At 40.4% G+C, this 17,470-nt stretch carries 13 protein-coding genes; 12 read left to right on the top strand and 1 reads right to left on the bottom strand.

All coding sequences use genetic code 11. The features are described 5' to 3' along the window. Window positions 1-3 precede the first annotated feature (3 nt). The 8 genes from F580_RS0109490 to galE all read left to right on the top strand — a co-directional run bounded on the left by F580_RS0109490 (window position 4) and on the right by galE (window position 8,366). The gene (locus F580_RS0109490) at window positions 4-528 is read left to right on the top strand and encodes a TlpA family protein disulfide reductase (RefSeq protein WP_019027485.1); all 525 of its coding nucleotides are present in this window, start codon (window positions 4-6) and stop codon (window positions 526-528) included. 177 nt (window positions 529-705) lie between these two features. After that, a complete protein-coding gene (locus tag F580_RS0109480) occupies window positions 706-1,050 on the top strand; it encodes a ComEA family DNA-binding protein (protein ID WP_019027483.1) in 345 nt (114 codons plus the stop codon). 226 nt (window positions 1,051-1,276) lie between these two features. Next, window positions 1,277-2,176 carry a sulfate adenylyltransferase subunit CysD gene (cysD, locus tag F580_RS0109475; protein ID WP_019027482.1) on the top strand — a complete coding sequence of 300 codons (900 nt, stop codon included), beginning with the start codon at window positions 1,277-1,279 and terminating at the stop codon, window positions 2,174-2,176. A gap of 79 nt (window positions 2,177-2,255) precedes the next feature. Then, entirely contained in the window at window positions 2,256-3,656 is a 1,401-nt protein-coding gene (cysN, locus tag F580_RS0109470; RefSeq protein ID WP_019027481.1) for a sulfate adenylyltransferase subunit CysN, read from the top strand. Window positions 3,657-3,747: 91 nt separating this feature from the next. Next, complete coding sequence (locus F580_RS0109465; RefSeq protein ID WP_019027480.1) at window positions 3,748-5,490, top strand: SLC13 family permease; 1,743 nt, start codon at window positions 3,748-3,750, stop codon at window positions 5,488-5,490. Between the two features lie 32 nt (window positions 5,491-5,522). After that, entirely contained in the window at window positions 5,523-6,152 is a 630-nt protein-coding gene (cysC, locus tag F580_RS0109460; protein WP_019027479.1) for an adenylyl-sulfate kinase, read from the top strand. Window positions 6,153-6,215: 63 nt separating this feature from the next. Beyond that, window positions 6,216-7,226, top strand: a complete 1,011-nt coding sequence (locus F580_RS0109455) for a hypothetical protein (RefSeq protein WP_019027478.1) — start codon at window positions 6,216-6,218, stop codon at window positions 7,224-7,226. A 117-nt stretch (window positions 7,227-7,343) separates the two neighbouring features. After that, window positions 7,344-8,366: a UDP-glucose 4-epimerase GalE gene (gene galE / locus F580_RS0109450; RefSeq protein WP_019027477.1), complete on the top strand. Its 1,023-nt coding sequence runs from the start codon at window positions 7,344-7,346 to the stop codon at window positions 8,364-8,366. 111 nt (window positions 8,367-8,477) lie between these two features. On the opposite strand, the gene rrtA is transcribed toward galE, so the two are convergent. Beyond that, window positions 8,478-9,101, bottom strand: a complete 624-nt coding sequence (rrtA, locus tag F580_RS0109445) for a rhombosortase (RefSeq protein WP_019027476.1) — start codon at window positions 9,099-9,101, stop codon at window positions 8,478-8,480. Window positions 9,102-9,215: 114 nt separating this feature from the next. On the opposite strand from rrtA, the gene F580_RS0109440 reads away from it, so the two are divergent. The 4 genes from F580_RS0109440 (at window position 9,216) to F580_RS0109425 (ending at window position 17,316) form a co-directional block, all read left to right on the top strand. Further along, on the top strand, window positions 9,216-9,890 hold the full coding sequence (locus tag F580_RS0109440) for a tRNA-uridine aminocarboxypropyltransferase (protein ID WP_019027475.1): 675 nt from the start codon (window positions 9,216-9,218) through the stop codon (window positions 9,888-9,890). A 9-nt stretch (window positions 9,891-9,899) separates the two neighbouring features. After that, on the top strand, window positions 9,900-11,660 hold the full coding sequence (gene ggt / locus F580_RS0109435) for a gamma-glutamyltransferase (protein WP_019027474.1): 1,761 nt from the start codon (window positions 9,900-9,902) through the stop codon (window positions 11,658-11,660). 472 nt (window positions 11,661-12,132) lie between these two features. Then, a complete protein-coding gene (locus F580_RS0109430; RefSeq protein WP_019027473.1) occupies window positions 12,133-12,735 on the top strand; it encodes a hypothetical protein in 603 nt (200 codons plus the stop codon). 174 nt (window positions 12,736-12,909) lie between these two features. After that, entirely contained in the window at window positions 12,910-17,316 is a 4,407-nt protein-coding gene (locus F580_RS0109425; RefSeq protein WP_019027472.1) for a thrombospondin type 3 repeat-containing protein, read from the top strand. Window positions 17,317-17,470: the final 154 nt, after the last annotated feature.

The raw sequence follows: 17,470 nt of genomic DNA, 5'->3' as shown, positions 1-17,470 counted from the left end.
TTGATGAGAAAAAATAGCACTAAGCTCTTAAAGCAAATATTTTTTTCAGTAACACTAGCGTTGACATTATCCGGGTGTCAGGTCTTACCGCTAAATCAAAATGCAGCGGTGGTTCATGATGAATATATTAATACCGGTGATATATTGCCGATTGATAGCATCACCACCATTGATGGGCAAGAGTTAAATCTACATCAATTAGGTCGGCGTAAATTGGTTATTTTATTTGCCACTTGGTGTCACGACTCTAATCGTTTGCTTAAGGCCCTTAATAGCTCAGCTTTGCTTGATAGTGATGATATAGACATCATTGCCATTGCTCGAGAAGAAGACCTTGAAACGGTGACAGCTTGGCGAGATAAGCGTGGCATTAAAGTCGCGATAGCAGTCGATGAGAATCGTGCTATCTATAAACGTTTTGCTTCAGGCGGTATTCCGCGTCTGATTATGGTGGGTGAAAATAATAAAATTATCAAAATGAATTTGGCGGAAGGTGAGCAACAATTAGATCAAATTGTTTGGCAATAAACTAAGCATGTTCGCTTAAAATCTACTCATTTGACCCGAGATAGATTTGTCACAATGTTTTTTGACAAACGTAAGTTCTGTGCCTAAACCTAGTAATGACTGTTGAGTTGTTACTGGGTTTTTTATTAGCAGCTAATCAGTTGACTTTTAAATGGACAATCTTACAAGGAATGGAAGATGATTAATAAATCGAAATACCTCAAGAAAAGCATTTCTACTTTAAGTCTAGGCGTTATTCTACTAGTGAACTCTTCTTTAGCTTTAGCTTTAGCAAATGAGACGAGTGATACAAAGGCAGAGCAAAGCCAGAGTGTACAAGTGACAAAGCAGGCAGTGGTGAACTTAAATAAATCATCCGTTGACCAGTTAGTTACCTTAAAGGGCATAGGAGAAACTAAAGCTCAGGCCATTATTGCTTATCGCCAACAATTCGGTGGTTTCAAGTCAATTAATGAGCTGAGTAAAGTCAGAGGTATTGGTGAAAAAATTATCAAGGAAAACCAGGCAAGGTTAAGTATTTAACACTACAAAGGGAGTGAAATGTAAAAAAGTCAGCGTAAGCTGACTTTTTTGTTTTAGCTTGATTGTGTGGTTACAGAGGCTAAATAGGAAGGTTCCAAGCGTATTAAGTTATAAAAAACCAATCCACTTATTACTTTTGGTTATATCGAATGCGTTTCTTATATGGAAATTTAATCTCGTTATGGCATTATAAGCTTATTAATTTTTCATAAAGTTTGTATTCGCAATGAATTTAACCCATTTAAAAAAGCTTGAAGCTGAGTCTATCCATATTTTTCGTGAGGTAGCGGCTGAATTTGATAATCCGGTAATGTTGTATTCTGTCGGCAAAGACTCGGCAGTGTTATTACATTTGGCGCGCAAAGCCTTTGCCCCAGGTAAAATTCCTTTCCCGTTATTACATGTTGATACCAACTGGAAATTTAAAGAAATGATTGCCTTTCGCGATAAAATAGCGAAAGAGTATGGCTTTGAATTGCTTGTCCATCAAAACCCTGAAGGCATGGCCATGGGCATGGGACCCTTTACTCACGGTAGTGCTACCCATACCGATGTTATGAAAACACAGGGCTTGAAACAAGCACTTAATAAATACGGCTTTGATGCTGCTTTTGGTGGTGCTCGTCGCGATGAAGAAAAATCTCGTGCCAAAGAGCGTGTTTATTCTTTCCGTGATGAAAACCATCGTTGGGATCCAAAAAATCAGCGTCCAGAATTGTGGAATATCTACAATGGTAAAGTGCATAAAGGCGAAAGCATCCGTGTTTTCCCGTTATCTAACTGGACAGAGCTTGATATATGGCAGTACATCTATTTAGAAAGTATCCCTATTGTGCCACTTTACTTAGCGAAAAAACGCCCAGTAGTAGAGCGTGATGGCACCTTGATCATGGTTGATGATGATCGTATGCCTATTGGTGAAGATGAAGAAATTCAAATGAAGAGTGTGCGTTTTAGAACGCTAGGTTGTTACCCGTTAACGGGTGCTGTTGAGTCAACGGCGGATACATTACCGGCAATTATTCAAGAAATGTTATTAACCAAAACCTCAGAACGTCAGGGACGAGTGATAGATCACGATAGCTCTGGCTCGATGGAGAAGAAGAAAATGGAAGGCTACTTCTAAACATTAATAGTTAAAGCCACATTTACTTTATTGCACCATTTTTTGATGCGAATTGATAAAATTTCCCAAGGAAAAAGTTATGAGTCACCAATCAGACTTAATTGAAGAAGATATTCAAGCTTATTTAAAGCAACATGAAAACAAAGAATTAGTACGTTTTTTAACCTGTGGCAGTGTCGATGATGGCAAAAGTACCTTAATTGGTCGTTTATTGCATGATTCAAAGCTGATCTTTGAAGATCAACTTGCTGCCATTGAAAAAGATTCAAAAAAATCAGGCACAACCGGTGATACCATCGATTTAGCGTTATTGGTTGATGGTTTGCAATCTGAGCGTGAGCAGGGCATTACCATTGATGTCGCTTATCGTTACTTTTCAACGGATAAACGCAAATTTATTATTGCCGATACCCCAGGTCATGAGCAATATACCCGTAATATGGCGACTGGTGCCTCAACCTGTGATATTGCCATTATCTTGATTGATGCCCGTTATGGTGTACAGGTACAAACGCGTCGTCATTCGTTTATTTGTTCATTGTTAGGTATTAAGCACATTATTGTTGCCGTCAATAAAATGGATTTGGTTGAATACTCGCAAGAGCGCTACCAAGCAATTAAAAAAGAGTATCGTGAATTTACCGAGTCCCTTGAGTTCACTGATGTACGCTTTATCCCTATGTCAGCGTTAAATGGCGATAATGTTGTTGACGAAAGCAAAAATATGCCTTGGTATCCGGGCGCTACTTTAATGAAGTTGCTTAATACCATCGATGTAAAAACCCAAGAAGAGTTCACTCAATTTCGTTTCCAAGTGCAACTTGTTAGCCGTCCTAATCTTGATTTTCGTGGTTTTGCCGGCACGGTTGCTTCAGGTCATGTACTTGTTGGTGATACCATCGTTGCTTTACCATCAGGTAAAGAAAGTGTGATAAAAGAAATAGTTACTTTTGATGGTAATTTAGAACGTGCGGATAAAGGCATGGCGGTAACGCTAACGCTTGAAGATGAAATTGATATCAGTCGTGGCGAAACCATTGTTAAAAAAGGCTGTTTACCTATTTCAGCAAAAGAGTTTAGTGCCACCGTGGTATGGATGCATGACAATGAACTTGAGCCTGGTCGTGAATACTATATCAAACACGGCAGTAAAATGACTACCGGTCATGCGCAAAGTATTGCTAGTAAATATGACGTTAATACCATGGAAAAGTTGCCTAGTACTCAATTAGCGATTAATGATATCGGCATTGTTAATTTTGTTACCAGCGAAACCTTACATTTTGATGCTTATGAAGACAATCAAAGTACGGGTGCCTTTATCATTATCGACAGATTAAGCAATGTCACCGTTGGCGCGGGTATGATTAATCATGCTATTGATGAGAAAGCCCAAGAGTATTCAGCCTTTGAATTAGAGTTGAATGCACTAGTTCGTAAGCAGTTCCCGCATTGGGGTGCACGCGACATCACTAAATAGCCCAAAGCGCGATTAAAATCCCGCCTACAAGTTAATTGATTCGTAGGCGGGAACTTGTTCGCGCTACTTTGTTATTTTATGAGGTTTAACAATGACAATTGAACAATGGTTGATGATAGGGGTTTTTGTTGCCACCTTTATCAGCTTAGTAAAATACAATAAAGTACCTGAGCGAGTTTTCTCGGTAACGGTATTATTGTGTTTAGCACTGTCTCTTGTCAGCGTAGAGGACATCCTTAGTAATGCGGTAAACCCAGGTTTAGTGACGCTGGTTTTACTGGTGTTATGTTCTTTTGCTTTTGAACGCACAAGTATTCTCAGACGCTTATCTGCCAGTGTATTTAACGGCTCTAAAACGAAATCTACCATTCGTTTATTACTCGGTACCGCTTTGGCGTCTGCCATTATGAGCAACACGGCTGTGGTGGCAACACTTATCAACACCGTGAAAAAAAACAAACTCATTAATGCCGGCAAGTTGTTATTACCGCTTTCTTATGCCGCTATTTTAGGCGGCACGCTGACCTTAGTAGGTACATCGACCAACCTTATTGTTAATAGTTTATTGATTAAACAAGGCCATCAAGGTTTCGGTTTCTTTGATTTTACCTTAATTGGTTTAGCCGCTTTTGTTTTATGTCTGTTTGTTATTTTACTGCGTAGCCGGACATTACCGGACTTAGTTGACGATGATTTAGTGACCAATGACTATCTGCTCGAAGCCGAAGTCGCGCTATCTTCAAGTTTGATTGGTAAAAGCATTGAAGAGAATGGTCTGAGAAATTTGGATGCTTTATTTCTTGTTGAAATCGTACGTCAAGGACGATTAATTTCCCCAGTCTGCCCGGAAGAACGTGTACAAGCGAGCGATAAACTTATTTTTAGTGGTGATATCTCAAAAGTGCTGACTTTACAGCAGTTCAATGGCTTGAATTTATATGCCGAGCAAGGTAATTTACTACGAGATAACTTATTGCGTGACAACTTAACTGAGGTTTTAGTTAAAGCGGATTCTACCATTGCCGGTAAAACCTTAAAGAAAGCCGGCTTTCGAGCCCGGTTTGATGCCGCTGTTGTTGCTGTGCGCCGAGAAGGCAGTGCCTTATCAGGAAAACTAGGCGATATAATACTGCAACCTGGCGATTTTCTGGTGTTAGCCGTAGGGCAAGATTTTGCCACCAGAGCGAATCTATCAAAAAACTTTTATATACTCTCAGGGCATCAGGCAGATAATATGCTCAGCGGTTGGCGTGATTACACCACCGTTTGGGGCTTTATCGCTAGCATATTGGTATCTGTTTTTACCCCTTTACCATTATTGAGTTGCCTATTTATCTATTTAGCTTTTTTAATTTTCAGTGGCTCCTTGTCGGTTAATGAAATCAAACGCCGCTTTCCCTTAGAAATCTGGATGATAGTCTTAGGTGCACTTACCTTAGCGTCAGCATTTGAAAATACCGGTATAGCCGGGATGTTTGCACAAAATATTGAGGGCTTGTTATTTGGTCATAGTATTTACTTAGCCTTTGTTGTTATCTTTTTGTTAACGCTTGTTATGACCGAGCTCATCACAAATAGTGCGGCAGCAGCTTTGGCTTTCCCTATTGCTTATAATATTGCTTTAGGACTTGGCGTCGATCCAACCCCGTTTGTGATGGCGGTTGCTTTTGCTGCTAGTGGTAGCTTTATCAGCCCTTATGGTTATCAAACCAATGTCATGGTGTATAACGCCGGTAACTATCAGTTAAGTGATTTTGTTAAGTTTGGTTTGCCTATTTCAATTATTTATTCAATTACCGTGATCTTTATGATCCCGTTAGTTTTTCCTTTTTAATATCGAATTTACGACCTAGTATGAGTATTACAATGAAATCAGCCACTATGAAAACAGAGAACACCGTTTGGCATAACCAGCTTATCAGCAAAGCGCAACGTGCTAATTTAAAACAGCAAAAGCCTGCGTTACTCTGGTATACCGGTTTAAGCGGCTCAGGTAAATCTACCGTGGCTAATGCGGTTGATGCCTTATTGTATAAACTTGGCTGCCATAGTTATTTACTTGATGGCGATAATGTTCGTCATGGACTTAATGGCGATTTAGGTTTTAGTGATGAAGCACGTATTGAAAATATTCGTCGTATTTCAGAAGTGGCCAAATTATTCCTGGATGCCGGCCTTATTGTTTCTACCGCCTTTATTTCTCCTTTTGCCAGTGACAGAGCTCTTGCTAAAGCTAAACTTGAAGCGGGTGAATTTATTGAGGTATATATTGATACGCCAATAAGCATTTGTGAGCAGCGCGATCCGAAAGGTTTATATAAAAAAGCGCGAGCAGGCGAGATCAAAGACTTTACCGGCATAGATTCAACTTATGATGTACCAGTAACACCGCAAATTCATGTTAAAACGGCAGAGCAGTCGGTTGAGCAATGTGCAGAGAAAATTGTCGGCTATTTACTGGAACATGCTTTTATTAACGTGCATAGTGCGAGCTAAATGTAGCGTTAGTGATAACCAAGCAAACTCTGAAAATAATTACATCAAGGCTAGACTTTCTCTATGCATTATAACGTTTTTAATGGTGATGCCGATGGTATTATCGCGCTATTACAGTTAACACTTGCTCAAATTCACATTCAGACTCAAACAGAGCAAGTACCTTATCAACTAATCACTGGGGTTAAGCGTGATATCAGTTTACTGCAGCAAGTTGATGTGAGTAAGGCCAGCTCGGTAACGGTATTAGATATTTCTTTAGAGAAAAATAATCAGGCTTTAACGGCATTACTTGCGGCACAAGTCCCCGTTTTTTATGTTGACCATCATCGCACTGGCGAAGTACCTCAATCGCCGTTGTTAACTAGTTTACTCGATACCGATGCTAATACTTGTACTAGTTTACTGATAAACGAACACCTTGGTGGCGCTTATGTACACTGGGCCATTGCCGCAGCTTATGGTGATAACATGCTAGCCAGTGCTGATGTTTTAGCCCAGCAAGTAGGTTTATCTCAAGAGCAACGAGAGCAGCTAAACGAATTAGGTACCTACATTAATTATAACGGTTATGGGCAGGCGCTTGCTGATTTACACTTCCATCCGGCAGAGTTATATCAAGTACTGTTAGCATACCCAGATCCCTTTGTATTAATTGGCCAAAAAAACTCGATTTTTAGTCAGTTAAAGTTGGCTTATTTAGCCGATATGAAAAAAGCACAAGCAGCCAAGGTATTAACCGATAATGCGGTAGTCAAAACTATCATACTCGAGGATGGAGCTTGGTCTCGTCGAGTCAGTGGCGTTTTTGGTAATGACTTAGCCAATCAAGCACCCAATAAAGCACATATTGTCGTGACATTAAACCCAGTACAAGCTGATGATAAGGCGACTAACGAGGCAAGTTATACTGTAAGTTTGCGCGCACCGTTAAATAATAAGCAGGGTGCGGGCGATATTTGCGCCCAGTATCCAAGTGGCGGTGGTCGAGCGGCTGCTGCGGGGGTTAACGCTTTACCGTTAAATGCCTTAGACCAATTCATTGCTCATGTGGCCCGTTATTACCAAGGCTAGTTATGGCTAGCAAGGCTATATATTACTATCAAAAATCATGGCGTAAGGGTAAAATAACGGGATAAATTGATATGTTTAATGCCAATAGATGCATTAATTGACAGGATAAGGAAAACCATGAGTTTATTAATCACCGGTGGTACCGGATATATAGGTAGCCATACCGTAGTTGAATTACTGCAAAGCACTAATGAGCAAGAAATTGTTATTGTTGATAATTTATCAAACTCATCAACCAAAGTGTTGGAGCGTATTGAACAAATCACCGATAAAACAGTGACTTTTATTAAAGCTGATATCTGTGATGCGAACGCTCTAGAGCAAGTTTTTAGTGATCACAATATTGAAGCCGTTATCCACTTTGCTGGCTTTAAAGCGGTCGGTGAATCTAATGAAATTCCCTTAGCTTACTATCAAAATAATGTCTCTGGCACGCTAACCTTATTACAAGTGATGGCTCAGCACCAAGTGAAAAACCTTGTTTTTAGTTCATCAGCAACGGTTTATGGTAATAATATTTCACCGTTAAATGAAACCATGGCAACTTCAGCGACTAACCCTTATGGTCAAACTAAGTTAATGGTGGAAAATATCCTCTTTGACTTAGCAAAAAGTGACTCCGCTTGGTCGATTGCTTGTTTACGTTATTTTAATCCTATTGGTGCCCATCAATCGGGCTTGATTGGTGAAAATCCCAATGGCATTCCTAATAATTTATTGCCGTATGTCGCGCAAGTGGCCGTAGGGCGGTTAGCTCAATTGCAAGTTTTTGGTGACGATTATGATACCGAAGATGGTACTGGCGTACGCGACTATATTCATGTGGTTGATTTAGCACAAGGGCATGTAAAAGCCTTGGAAAGTTTAGCGCATGATAAAGGCACGCTTAAGGGGTGTCAGGCAATTAACTTAGGTACCGGTAATGGTACTTCGGTATTACAAATCGTCAACACTTTTAAAGACATTAGCCAACAACCTATTCCCTATCAGGTTGTACCACGTAGAGCTGGTGATTTAGCAACTGTTTATGCTGATGCTTCTTTAGCGCATGAATTGTTAGGTTGGCAAGCTAAGTTAGACTTAACCGCTATGATTACTGATACTTGGCGTTGGCAGTCAGAGAACCCTAACGGTTTTTAAAGATAATCGACCAACGCCTAGGTAGTATTCAAGGCGGTAACAGACATAAATAAGACCAAATGCTTATGCACTTGGTCTTTTTTTTTATCGATTAGTTGAAGCCGTTGGCGATTAATGCGCGTTGGCGCTTGTTTCGGCTTTTTCATCTTTAATCAAAACGATATAACCAACACTAAAAATTAATCCGGCGATCGCGCCCCATAAATGGGCGTCGATGGCGACATTGGCATTAATTAAGGCCGAAAGGTCTTCACTGGGACCATAAAACTGCTCGTGAGCAATTTTTAGCCATACCCCAATAAGTAACAGGTAACCTGTTTTATCATGATGACGGATATCCATGATGGCGCCAAAGATAAAAATACCGTGTAATATACCTGATAAACCAACATATTGATGAATGTCAGGAGAGAAGTAATAGAGGCCAGTACTGCATATTACCGCTGAGGTAATAAATAGCACACTGTAATTTTTAAGGCTATAAAAGTGCCCGTGTAGAGCCCATAAAAACAGCAAAGCTAATAAGTTTAGTAGTAAATGTACCCCATTGGTGTGCAAGAAATGGCCGGTAAAAAAGCGCCATATCTGACCGTGGCTGATTAATTCTCGTTGATAAACTAAACTGTTTGCCACTTGTTCATCGAGCGCATAAGCAAGTAGGGCGAGAACAGCGATAAGACAAACTACCAGGCTGTGTTGTTTAGTTAAGGGGAGACTTTTTAAGGTTGGTATCATGTTATTGTCGGTAGTCGGTAAAAGTTATCATCTATTTTTCAGTTATTTATTAGATAAAGAATCAATAAAGTATACAATGGCAGCTTAACTTTTTTCGCTTTATTTTATTTCTCTATGTCTCGAACACTTTGTCAGGGCTGTCAGCGGCCTGAAATAGCCTGTATTTGCGCCTTTACTACCGAGATAGCTAATGACATTCATGTCGTTGTCTTGCAACATCCCAGTGAAGTATCACAAAGTAAAGGTACGGTTGCTTTACTCGCTAAATCCTTACTATCTTGCCAAGTCATAGTGGCTGAAAATGTCGATGAACAACAAGCTTTTTTAGATATCATTGCCCAACAACAAGCTGTTTTACTTTATCCTGGCGAACGAGCACAAATCCTCACCAGTAATTTATGCGTGCAAGTGGCTAACAGTAAGCAACCTCAACCAGATAACGCGAAGCCGCTATGTTTAGTTATTCTCGATGGTACCTGGAAAAAAGCTTATCGCATGTTTATGTTGTCAAATACATTGCAACAATTACCGCAAGTGTGTTTACCTGATTATTTGGCTGATGCTGGCCAATATCTTATCCGTAAAGTGGCGAGAGAAAAGGCTTTATCAAGTCTAGAAGCGTGCTGTTATGCGTTGGCGATTTTAGAAAACAATGATTTAACTAAAGACGGTGCTGAGCCACGAAAGGTTAGCCCTGAAAACTTGGGGAAATATCAACCACTACTGGAAAAATTTAAAGACTTTAATCAGTTCCAATTATCTTTTAGACCTGAGCATAAAACATCCTAAGGAAACTTGATGACTCATCATTCACTATTATTACGCATTATCTCAGTCACATTGATAGTCGCTCAGCTTTTACTCAGCCAAGCAGCACAAGCGACACGGGAGATTCGAGAGCCAGAAGCGGCTACCGGTTTTAATCAAAAACAAGCGGTTACCGCTAAGCAATATATGGTGGTAGCGGCAAATCCTTATGCAAGTAGGGCCGGATTATTAATGCTTGATAAAGGTGGCAGTGCTGTTGATGCGGCTATCGCTGCTCAACTAGTGCTTAGCTTAGTAGAGCCGCAATCCTCTGGTATTGGTGGCGGTGGTTTTATGCTGCATTGGCATAATAAAACGCAAAAATTAACCACCTTTGATGGCCGAGAAACTGCACCACAAAAAGCAACTAGCGCTTTATTTCTAGATGAACAAGGTCAACCATTAAACTGGGCTGAAGCAGTTGTTGGAGGTAAGTCTGTCGGCGTACCTGGTTTACTTGCCGCGCTCAGTGATGCCCATAAAAAATTTGGTGTACTGCCTTGGCAGGCGTTATTTCAGCCAGCGATTGAATTAGCCCAAAGTGGCTTTATTGTCTCGAACCGTTTAGAAAAATTATTGGCAATGAATTTCAATCCAGGTCTTCATACCTTACCGGAAATAAAAAATTACTTTTCGCCTAATGGCGTGCGCGTTAAAGCAGGAGACACCTTAAAGAATCCAAAACTAGCCAAGGCATTAGTTAGTATCTCGATTGAAGGGGTTGATGTTTTTTATCAGGGTTGGATCGCTAAAAAAATTGTTAATAAAGTACAATACGCTATCCTCTCTCCAGGCTTATTAAGTCTCGAAGATATGAGAGGTTATCAAGCCATAGAACGACCTTCAGTCTGTGGTCCTTATCATCAATATAAAGTCTGTGGTATGGCGCCGCCAAGCTCTGGAGGCATCACCGTTATTCAAATACTGGCACAATTACAAAAATTTGACTTGGCTCAATACCCGCCAAACTCACTGCACGCTATTCATTTATTGACCCAAAGCTCAAGGTTAGCTTTTGCCGATAGAAACAAATATATAGCGGATAGCGATTTTGTTAGCGTACCGGTTGAAGGTTTATTGGCTGCAGATTATTTGGCAAAACGCGCCGCTTTAATTGATGAAGAAAAAGATATGGGGCAAGCAATAGCGGGTCAGCCTGATAACGCTTTGGTACTGGCTAATGATAATGCCATTGAGAGACCATCAACCACTCATTTAGCTATTGTCGATAAACAAGGCAACGCTATTTCTATGACCAGTAGTATTGAAAACGGTTTTGGCTCAGCGCTTATGGTACAAGGCTTTATATTAAATAATCAATTAACTGATTTTTCACTCGCGCCTAAACGCCATGGTGAATTAGTTGCTAACCGTGTTCAGCCATTAAAAAGGCCACGCAGTTCAATGGCACCTATGATGGTTTTTAATGCCGATAATTCATTACGATTAGTTGTCGGCTCACCGGGTGGTAGTCGCATCATTAATTATGTCGCACAAACCATTGTGGCTGTTCTAGATTGGCAACTTAACGTGCAACAGGCGATTAACTTACCGAAAGTAACTAATAGAAATGTGGTTACCACACTGGAGGTTGATACGGATATTGCCAAATTAAAACCGGCTCTTGAAGCCAGAGGGCATAGAGTAAAAGTTAAACCGTTAAACAGTGGTTTACATGCCATAGAACTAACCAGTGATGGTTTAGTGGGCGGAGCCGATCCGCGAAGAGAAGGATTAGCCTTAGGTCGTTAAATGACTTTAACAATGAATGTTAGTGCTCTAGTTGAGTAAAATACTATCTTCGGGCATTCCAACAGTACCAAGTAAGGCCGGATATTAATTCGGAAAATTAATATCCGTAATTAATACCAAAAATCAATACCAAAAGTTAACACCAAAAGTTAACACCGAAAATATTAACGGCAAACTGCAACCCAACACTCCGCGGGCAAACATCAACGGCAAATAAGTGTTCCTAAGGGCAGCTATTTGCCGTTTCGTTCTCTGCGCTTCAGTACATCTCCACTCAATTAAAGTTTATTATTCACTCTATGTGAGTGGATTGTAGCCGCTTGTTATTGATGCCTTTATAAATTCATCAGTAAGTAAGTCTATATCTCTTTGGTGTGATTATTGCTTAACTTTACTCATTGGTAGTTCCCCCTTACGACCGACAATAAAATGACTACCTATCGAAGGCTTGTTGGCAGGAGTAAAAGTAGTGATGGTAAAAAAAATTAATCCTATAGCGCAAATGTTTTGTATTTTTATGGCTATGTTGCATAGCAATGCCGATGCGCTTGAAAGTTCAATACAACTTCATAAAGTGGATCAAGATTCAAGTTTTGGTTATAGCCTTGTTATTGGTGATGAATTTTTTAAGCAAAAAGCCTTTATTTGGCAGGTAAGTTACAACCGTTTAGAAAATGTTGCCATAAGCGACTTGGATAAAACCAGTGACGCTTGGGATAAAGCGGACTTTGATTTTGCTTTGCAAACCGTCGAGCTGTCATTGGGTTATCGTTATTATCCGAAGTCATACGATAAATTTATCAGTAGTTTCATGGTTGAATTTCAAGTGGGCGCGGCGGTTAACTTAAGTGAACACAAACTTGTTTTTAGACCGGACTTTGACCGAGATGATATTTACTTTGCCGAGCAAGGGGATATCAACCCGGTATTATCAGTGATCCTACAAAAAAGCTTCACAAAAAATTCCGCTATGCATATAGGCGTCAAACATTATCCCAATTATTCTGACTTTGGCAGTATCAGTACTTTATTTATTGGTTTTAATTATCGTTTTGGTCGTCAAGTCGGTTACTAGTATTATTGTTTTTACCCGAATATTTAAGTTATCAATAGATTTGCCGATATGAAGGTAGATCTGTAAACGGACTATTGCAGCTACACTTATAACTACCGTCTTTATAAATGACTAAAGTAGTTACCCTGTATATCTGGCGTTAGTCGCAGATTACCCCTCTCTATGGAGAAACGTGTGTTGAAGTATAAAATACGTTGCTTTAAATTTTTAAGCATACTTAGCCTTGTTATCAGTAGTAGTGTTTTTGCTATTGATACCGACGGTGATGGTTATGATGATTCTGTTGATCTATTCCCAAATGATCCTCTCGAATGGATTGATACTGACCTTGATGGTATTGGTAATAATAGCGATCCTGATATTGATGGAGATGGCCTGCTTAATGGTTACAGTTTTCCTTTTGGCAGCGATAATAACGATGATGGCGATCTTGCTATTAATCTTTATGATCCCCTGCCTGGTGACCCGAGTGAATGGCTTGATACCGATAATGACGGTTTAGGTAATAACACCGATACTGATGATGATAATGACGGCGTCCCCGATTTACTGGATGTTTTCCCGCTAAATCCGCAAGAAAGTTTAGATACTGACCTTGATGGTATCGGTAACAATGCCGATAGTGATGATGATGGCGATGGCGTACTTGATGTTTACGACCAATTTCCCCTCGACCCCTTTGAAAGCACAGATACCGATTTTGATGGTATAGGGAATAATGCCGATATAGATGATGATGGTGATGGCGTTAATGATGTCGATGATGCCTTTCCATTAAATTTTAATGTCAATGCTGACCTTGATGGTGATGGCATAGGTAATGCGCAAGATCCGGATATTGATAATGACGGTATTGTAAATACCCTTGATGTATTTCCTTATGATAATACCGAGTGGTATGACACCGATGGTGATGGTGTCGGTAACAATACCGATACTGATGATGATGGTGATGGTGTATTAGATACCCTTGATGATATGCCCCTTGATCCATTAGAAACACTAGATACCGATAATGATGGCATAGGTAATAACGCCGATGATGACGATGATGGCGATGGCGTTTCAGATTTGTTAGATGCATGTCCATTAGACCCATTAGAGCGTTTAGATACAGATAATGATGGTATTTGTGATGGCCCAGATACCGACGCTGATGGTGATGGTACCTTAGATATTAATGACGCTTTTCCATTAGACAGTACCGAGCAAATTGATACAGATAATGACGGTCTAGGCGATAATAGCGATAACGATATTGATGGTGATGGCGTTGATAATGCCGCTGATTTTGCACCGTTTGATGCAACCGAATACATTGATACAGACGGTGATGGCATAGGTGATAATACCGATCTTGATGATGATGGCGATGGTGTTGATGATACAAGTGATATATACCCATTAGATAGCAGTGAAGATACTGATACCGATGGTGATGGTATTGGTAATAATGCTGATCCTGATATTGATGGTGATGGTATTGCTAATACTTCTGATTTTGCGCCATTAGATGCCGGTGAATATATAGATACTGATGGTGATGGCATAGGTAATAATGCCGACAATGATGATGACGGTGATGGTGTTGATGACAGCCTAGATATTTTTCCACTTGATGGTACTGAAAGTGCAGATTTAGATGGCGATGGAATTGGTGATAATGCCGATGCCGATCGTGATGGCGACGGTATTCTTAACGGACAAGATGCGTTACCTGATGACTTCTCTGAGACGATTGATACCGATAATGATGGCATTGGGAATAACTTGGATGATGATGATGATGGTGATGGTGTTTTAGATGGCGCAGATGCATTTCAATTTAATCCTGCCGAATGGTTAGACACAGATGGTGATGGCATAGGCAACAACAGTGATGCTGATGATGACAATGATGGCATTATTGATGACGATGATGCTTTTCCGCTAGATGTTAGTGAATATTTGAATACCGATGCTAATCATCCAACGAATAGTGATCTAATTGGTGATAATGCAGATACAGATGATGATGGTGATGGGGTTTTAGACGTTGATGATGCCTTTAGACTAGATCCTCTAGAATGGCTAGATACCGATGGTGATGGTGTTGGCAATAATACAGACAGTGATGACGACAATGATGGCATTATTGATGACGATGATGCTTTTCCGCTAGATGTAAGTGAATATTTGAATACGGATGCTAATCATCCAACGAATAGTGATCTAATTGGTGATAATGCAGATACAGATGATGATGGAGATGGTGTAGAAGATACTGAAGATGCCTTTAGACTTGATGTGACCGAGTGGCTTGATACCGATGGTGATGGTATCGGCAACAATGCAGACAGTGATGATGATAACGATGGTTTCACCGATATAGTTGATGCTTTTGATAACGACCCACTAGAGTGGTTTGACACGGATAATGACGGCATAGGAAATAATACAGATACCGATGATGATGGTGATGGTCACCTAGATAGCGTCGATTTATTTCCCCTTGATGCGACCGAGTGGCTTGATGCCGATAATGATGGCATAGGTGACAATGCTGATAGTGATGATGATAATGACGGCATTAGAGATGTCGATGATCCATTCCCTAATAATCCGGTTGAAAGTCTTGATACTGATGGTGATGGTCTAGGTAATATTTTTGACAATGATGATGATAATGATGGCTATTTAGATTTTGAAGACCAACTGCCCTTAGATGCTAGTGAACATATTGATACCGATGGTGATTTAATCGGTAATAATGCTGATCTAGATGATGATGGCGATGGTATGAGTGATGCATTTGAAACGCTGCATAACTTTAACCCGCTTGATGCTAATGATGCACTGCTTGATACAGATTTTGACGGTGTTACTAACGTAGCAGAAGCGTTAGCGGGCAGTCATCCATTATTGGATGATTATGCGCCAATTATTACTCCGCCCCAGGCCGTACATATTAATGCTGAGCATACTTTTACCCAGTTAAATTTACAGCGGCTAATCGAGTTGACCCATATCTCGGTGCACGATGGACTCGACGGCAGCAACTGCTGTGGTTTAACGGCGCTAGGGTTTGAAACGGGGGCGAAAAATATTAGCTCAGGTTTACAGGTTATTCTTTGGCGAGCGGTAGATAATGCCGGTAATATTGCTACCGTAGAGCAAGTATTAAATATTCACCCCTTAGTGAACTTTTCATCCGCGCAAGTTGTCGCTGAAGGTGGTGTCGCTCGCGTGGCTGTGATCTTATCGGGTCCAGCTCCCGCTTATCCAGTAACGTTGCCGATAACAATAACCGGCAGTGTCGATAATGCCGATTATAATTTGCCTGATAATAAAATAGTGATAACGCAGGGTACATCAGGATTTATTGATATTCAGCTCAATGATGACTTTCAACTGGAAAGCGATGAAGAGTTAATCGTTAGTTTTGATCAAGGGGTTAATGCTGGCGTGCATGCAAAACATATCATCACCGTGACCGAAGGCAATGTTGCACCTAATATCAATGTCGCTGTCTGGCAAAAAGGTATACCAGTAGCAAGTATTGCTAAAAACGATGGTGACGTTACCGTGGTACTGTCCATTAAAGACTCGAATAGCCAAGATAGCCATCAAATTGATTGGCAAATAGCGGATTATTTAAGTGCAGTGCTGTCAACGGATAAATTACAGCTAGTATTCCCTGCAGGTAGCGTAGTCTTACCAGAGGAGAGTAAAGGTCTGATCACTCTTGGTATCACGGTAACCGATAGTGGTACTGCCACTAACAGTGGCAGTGAGCCGCTTTCGCAAACGAAGCAAATATTTCTGCCTCTTTTAGCGAGTCAACAAACATTGCGTACTCTAGATAGTGATAGAGATGGGCTAAGTGATATTGACGAGGGTTTTAGCGACGATGATGCAGATGGCTTACCGGCCTATATGGATAATTCAACCATACCTTACTTACAGCCTTTACATATTAATGCCGCGATCGTTAAATTGGCGGAAACAGAGCCCGGTTTACAGTTAAGGTTAGGCAAGTTTGCCTTATTGCAAAGCTCTGACGGTATTCAACTCTCTGAACAGGAAATATTAAACACCGGACTGGTAGAGCAAGATAGCTTGGAGCATAGTCAGGGGTATTTTGATTTTGAAATACACAATATTATGCCTTTTGGCCGCTCTGTCGCCATTGTCTTGCCTTTGTCTGATGCCATCAAAGCTTACTCTGTTTATCGTAAAATAAATGGTGAGCACCAGTGGGCCGATTTTGTCGAGGACAGTAACAATGTCCTTGCCACAAGCGCAGCCGTTAACGGTGTTTGTCCACCGCCTCATAGTGAACTTTACCAAGTAGGTTTAAATGTCGGTGATATTTGTTTAAAGCTATTGATTGAAGACGGGGGGGCAAATGATACTGATGGTATTGCCAATGGCGTGATTGATGACCCAGGTGGTATCGCGGTGGTTGATAATAATACTATTTCACTTGACGTTACTCCTGAAAAATCGAGCAGCGGCAGTTTGTCTTTCTTTACCTTGCTCTCGCTAATGTTATTACTTTATTTGCGTACCTTGACCGTTAAAAAAGAAGCGAAAACTTGATCTTTAACAAATGTATAAAGGCTCTTATTACCAGAGCCTTTTTCTTAATAACTAACCTGAACTCTGGTTAATGAATGTTATAACACTATGAAATTTAGATAGTAAATTATACGTTATACACAATGATGTTAGTTTAGTCGTTATCAAGGCATTT

It is taken from the genome of Colwellia piezophila ATCC BAA-637, from assembly GCF_000378625.1.
GTDB lineage: Bacteria > Pseudomonadota > Gammaproteobacteria > Enterobacterales > Alteromonadaceae > Colwellia > Colwellia piezophila.
This window is presented reverse-complemented; position numbering and strand designations above follow the sequence as displayed.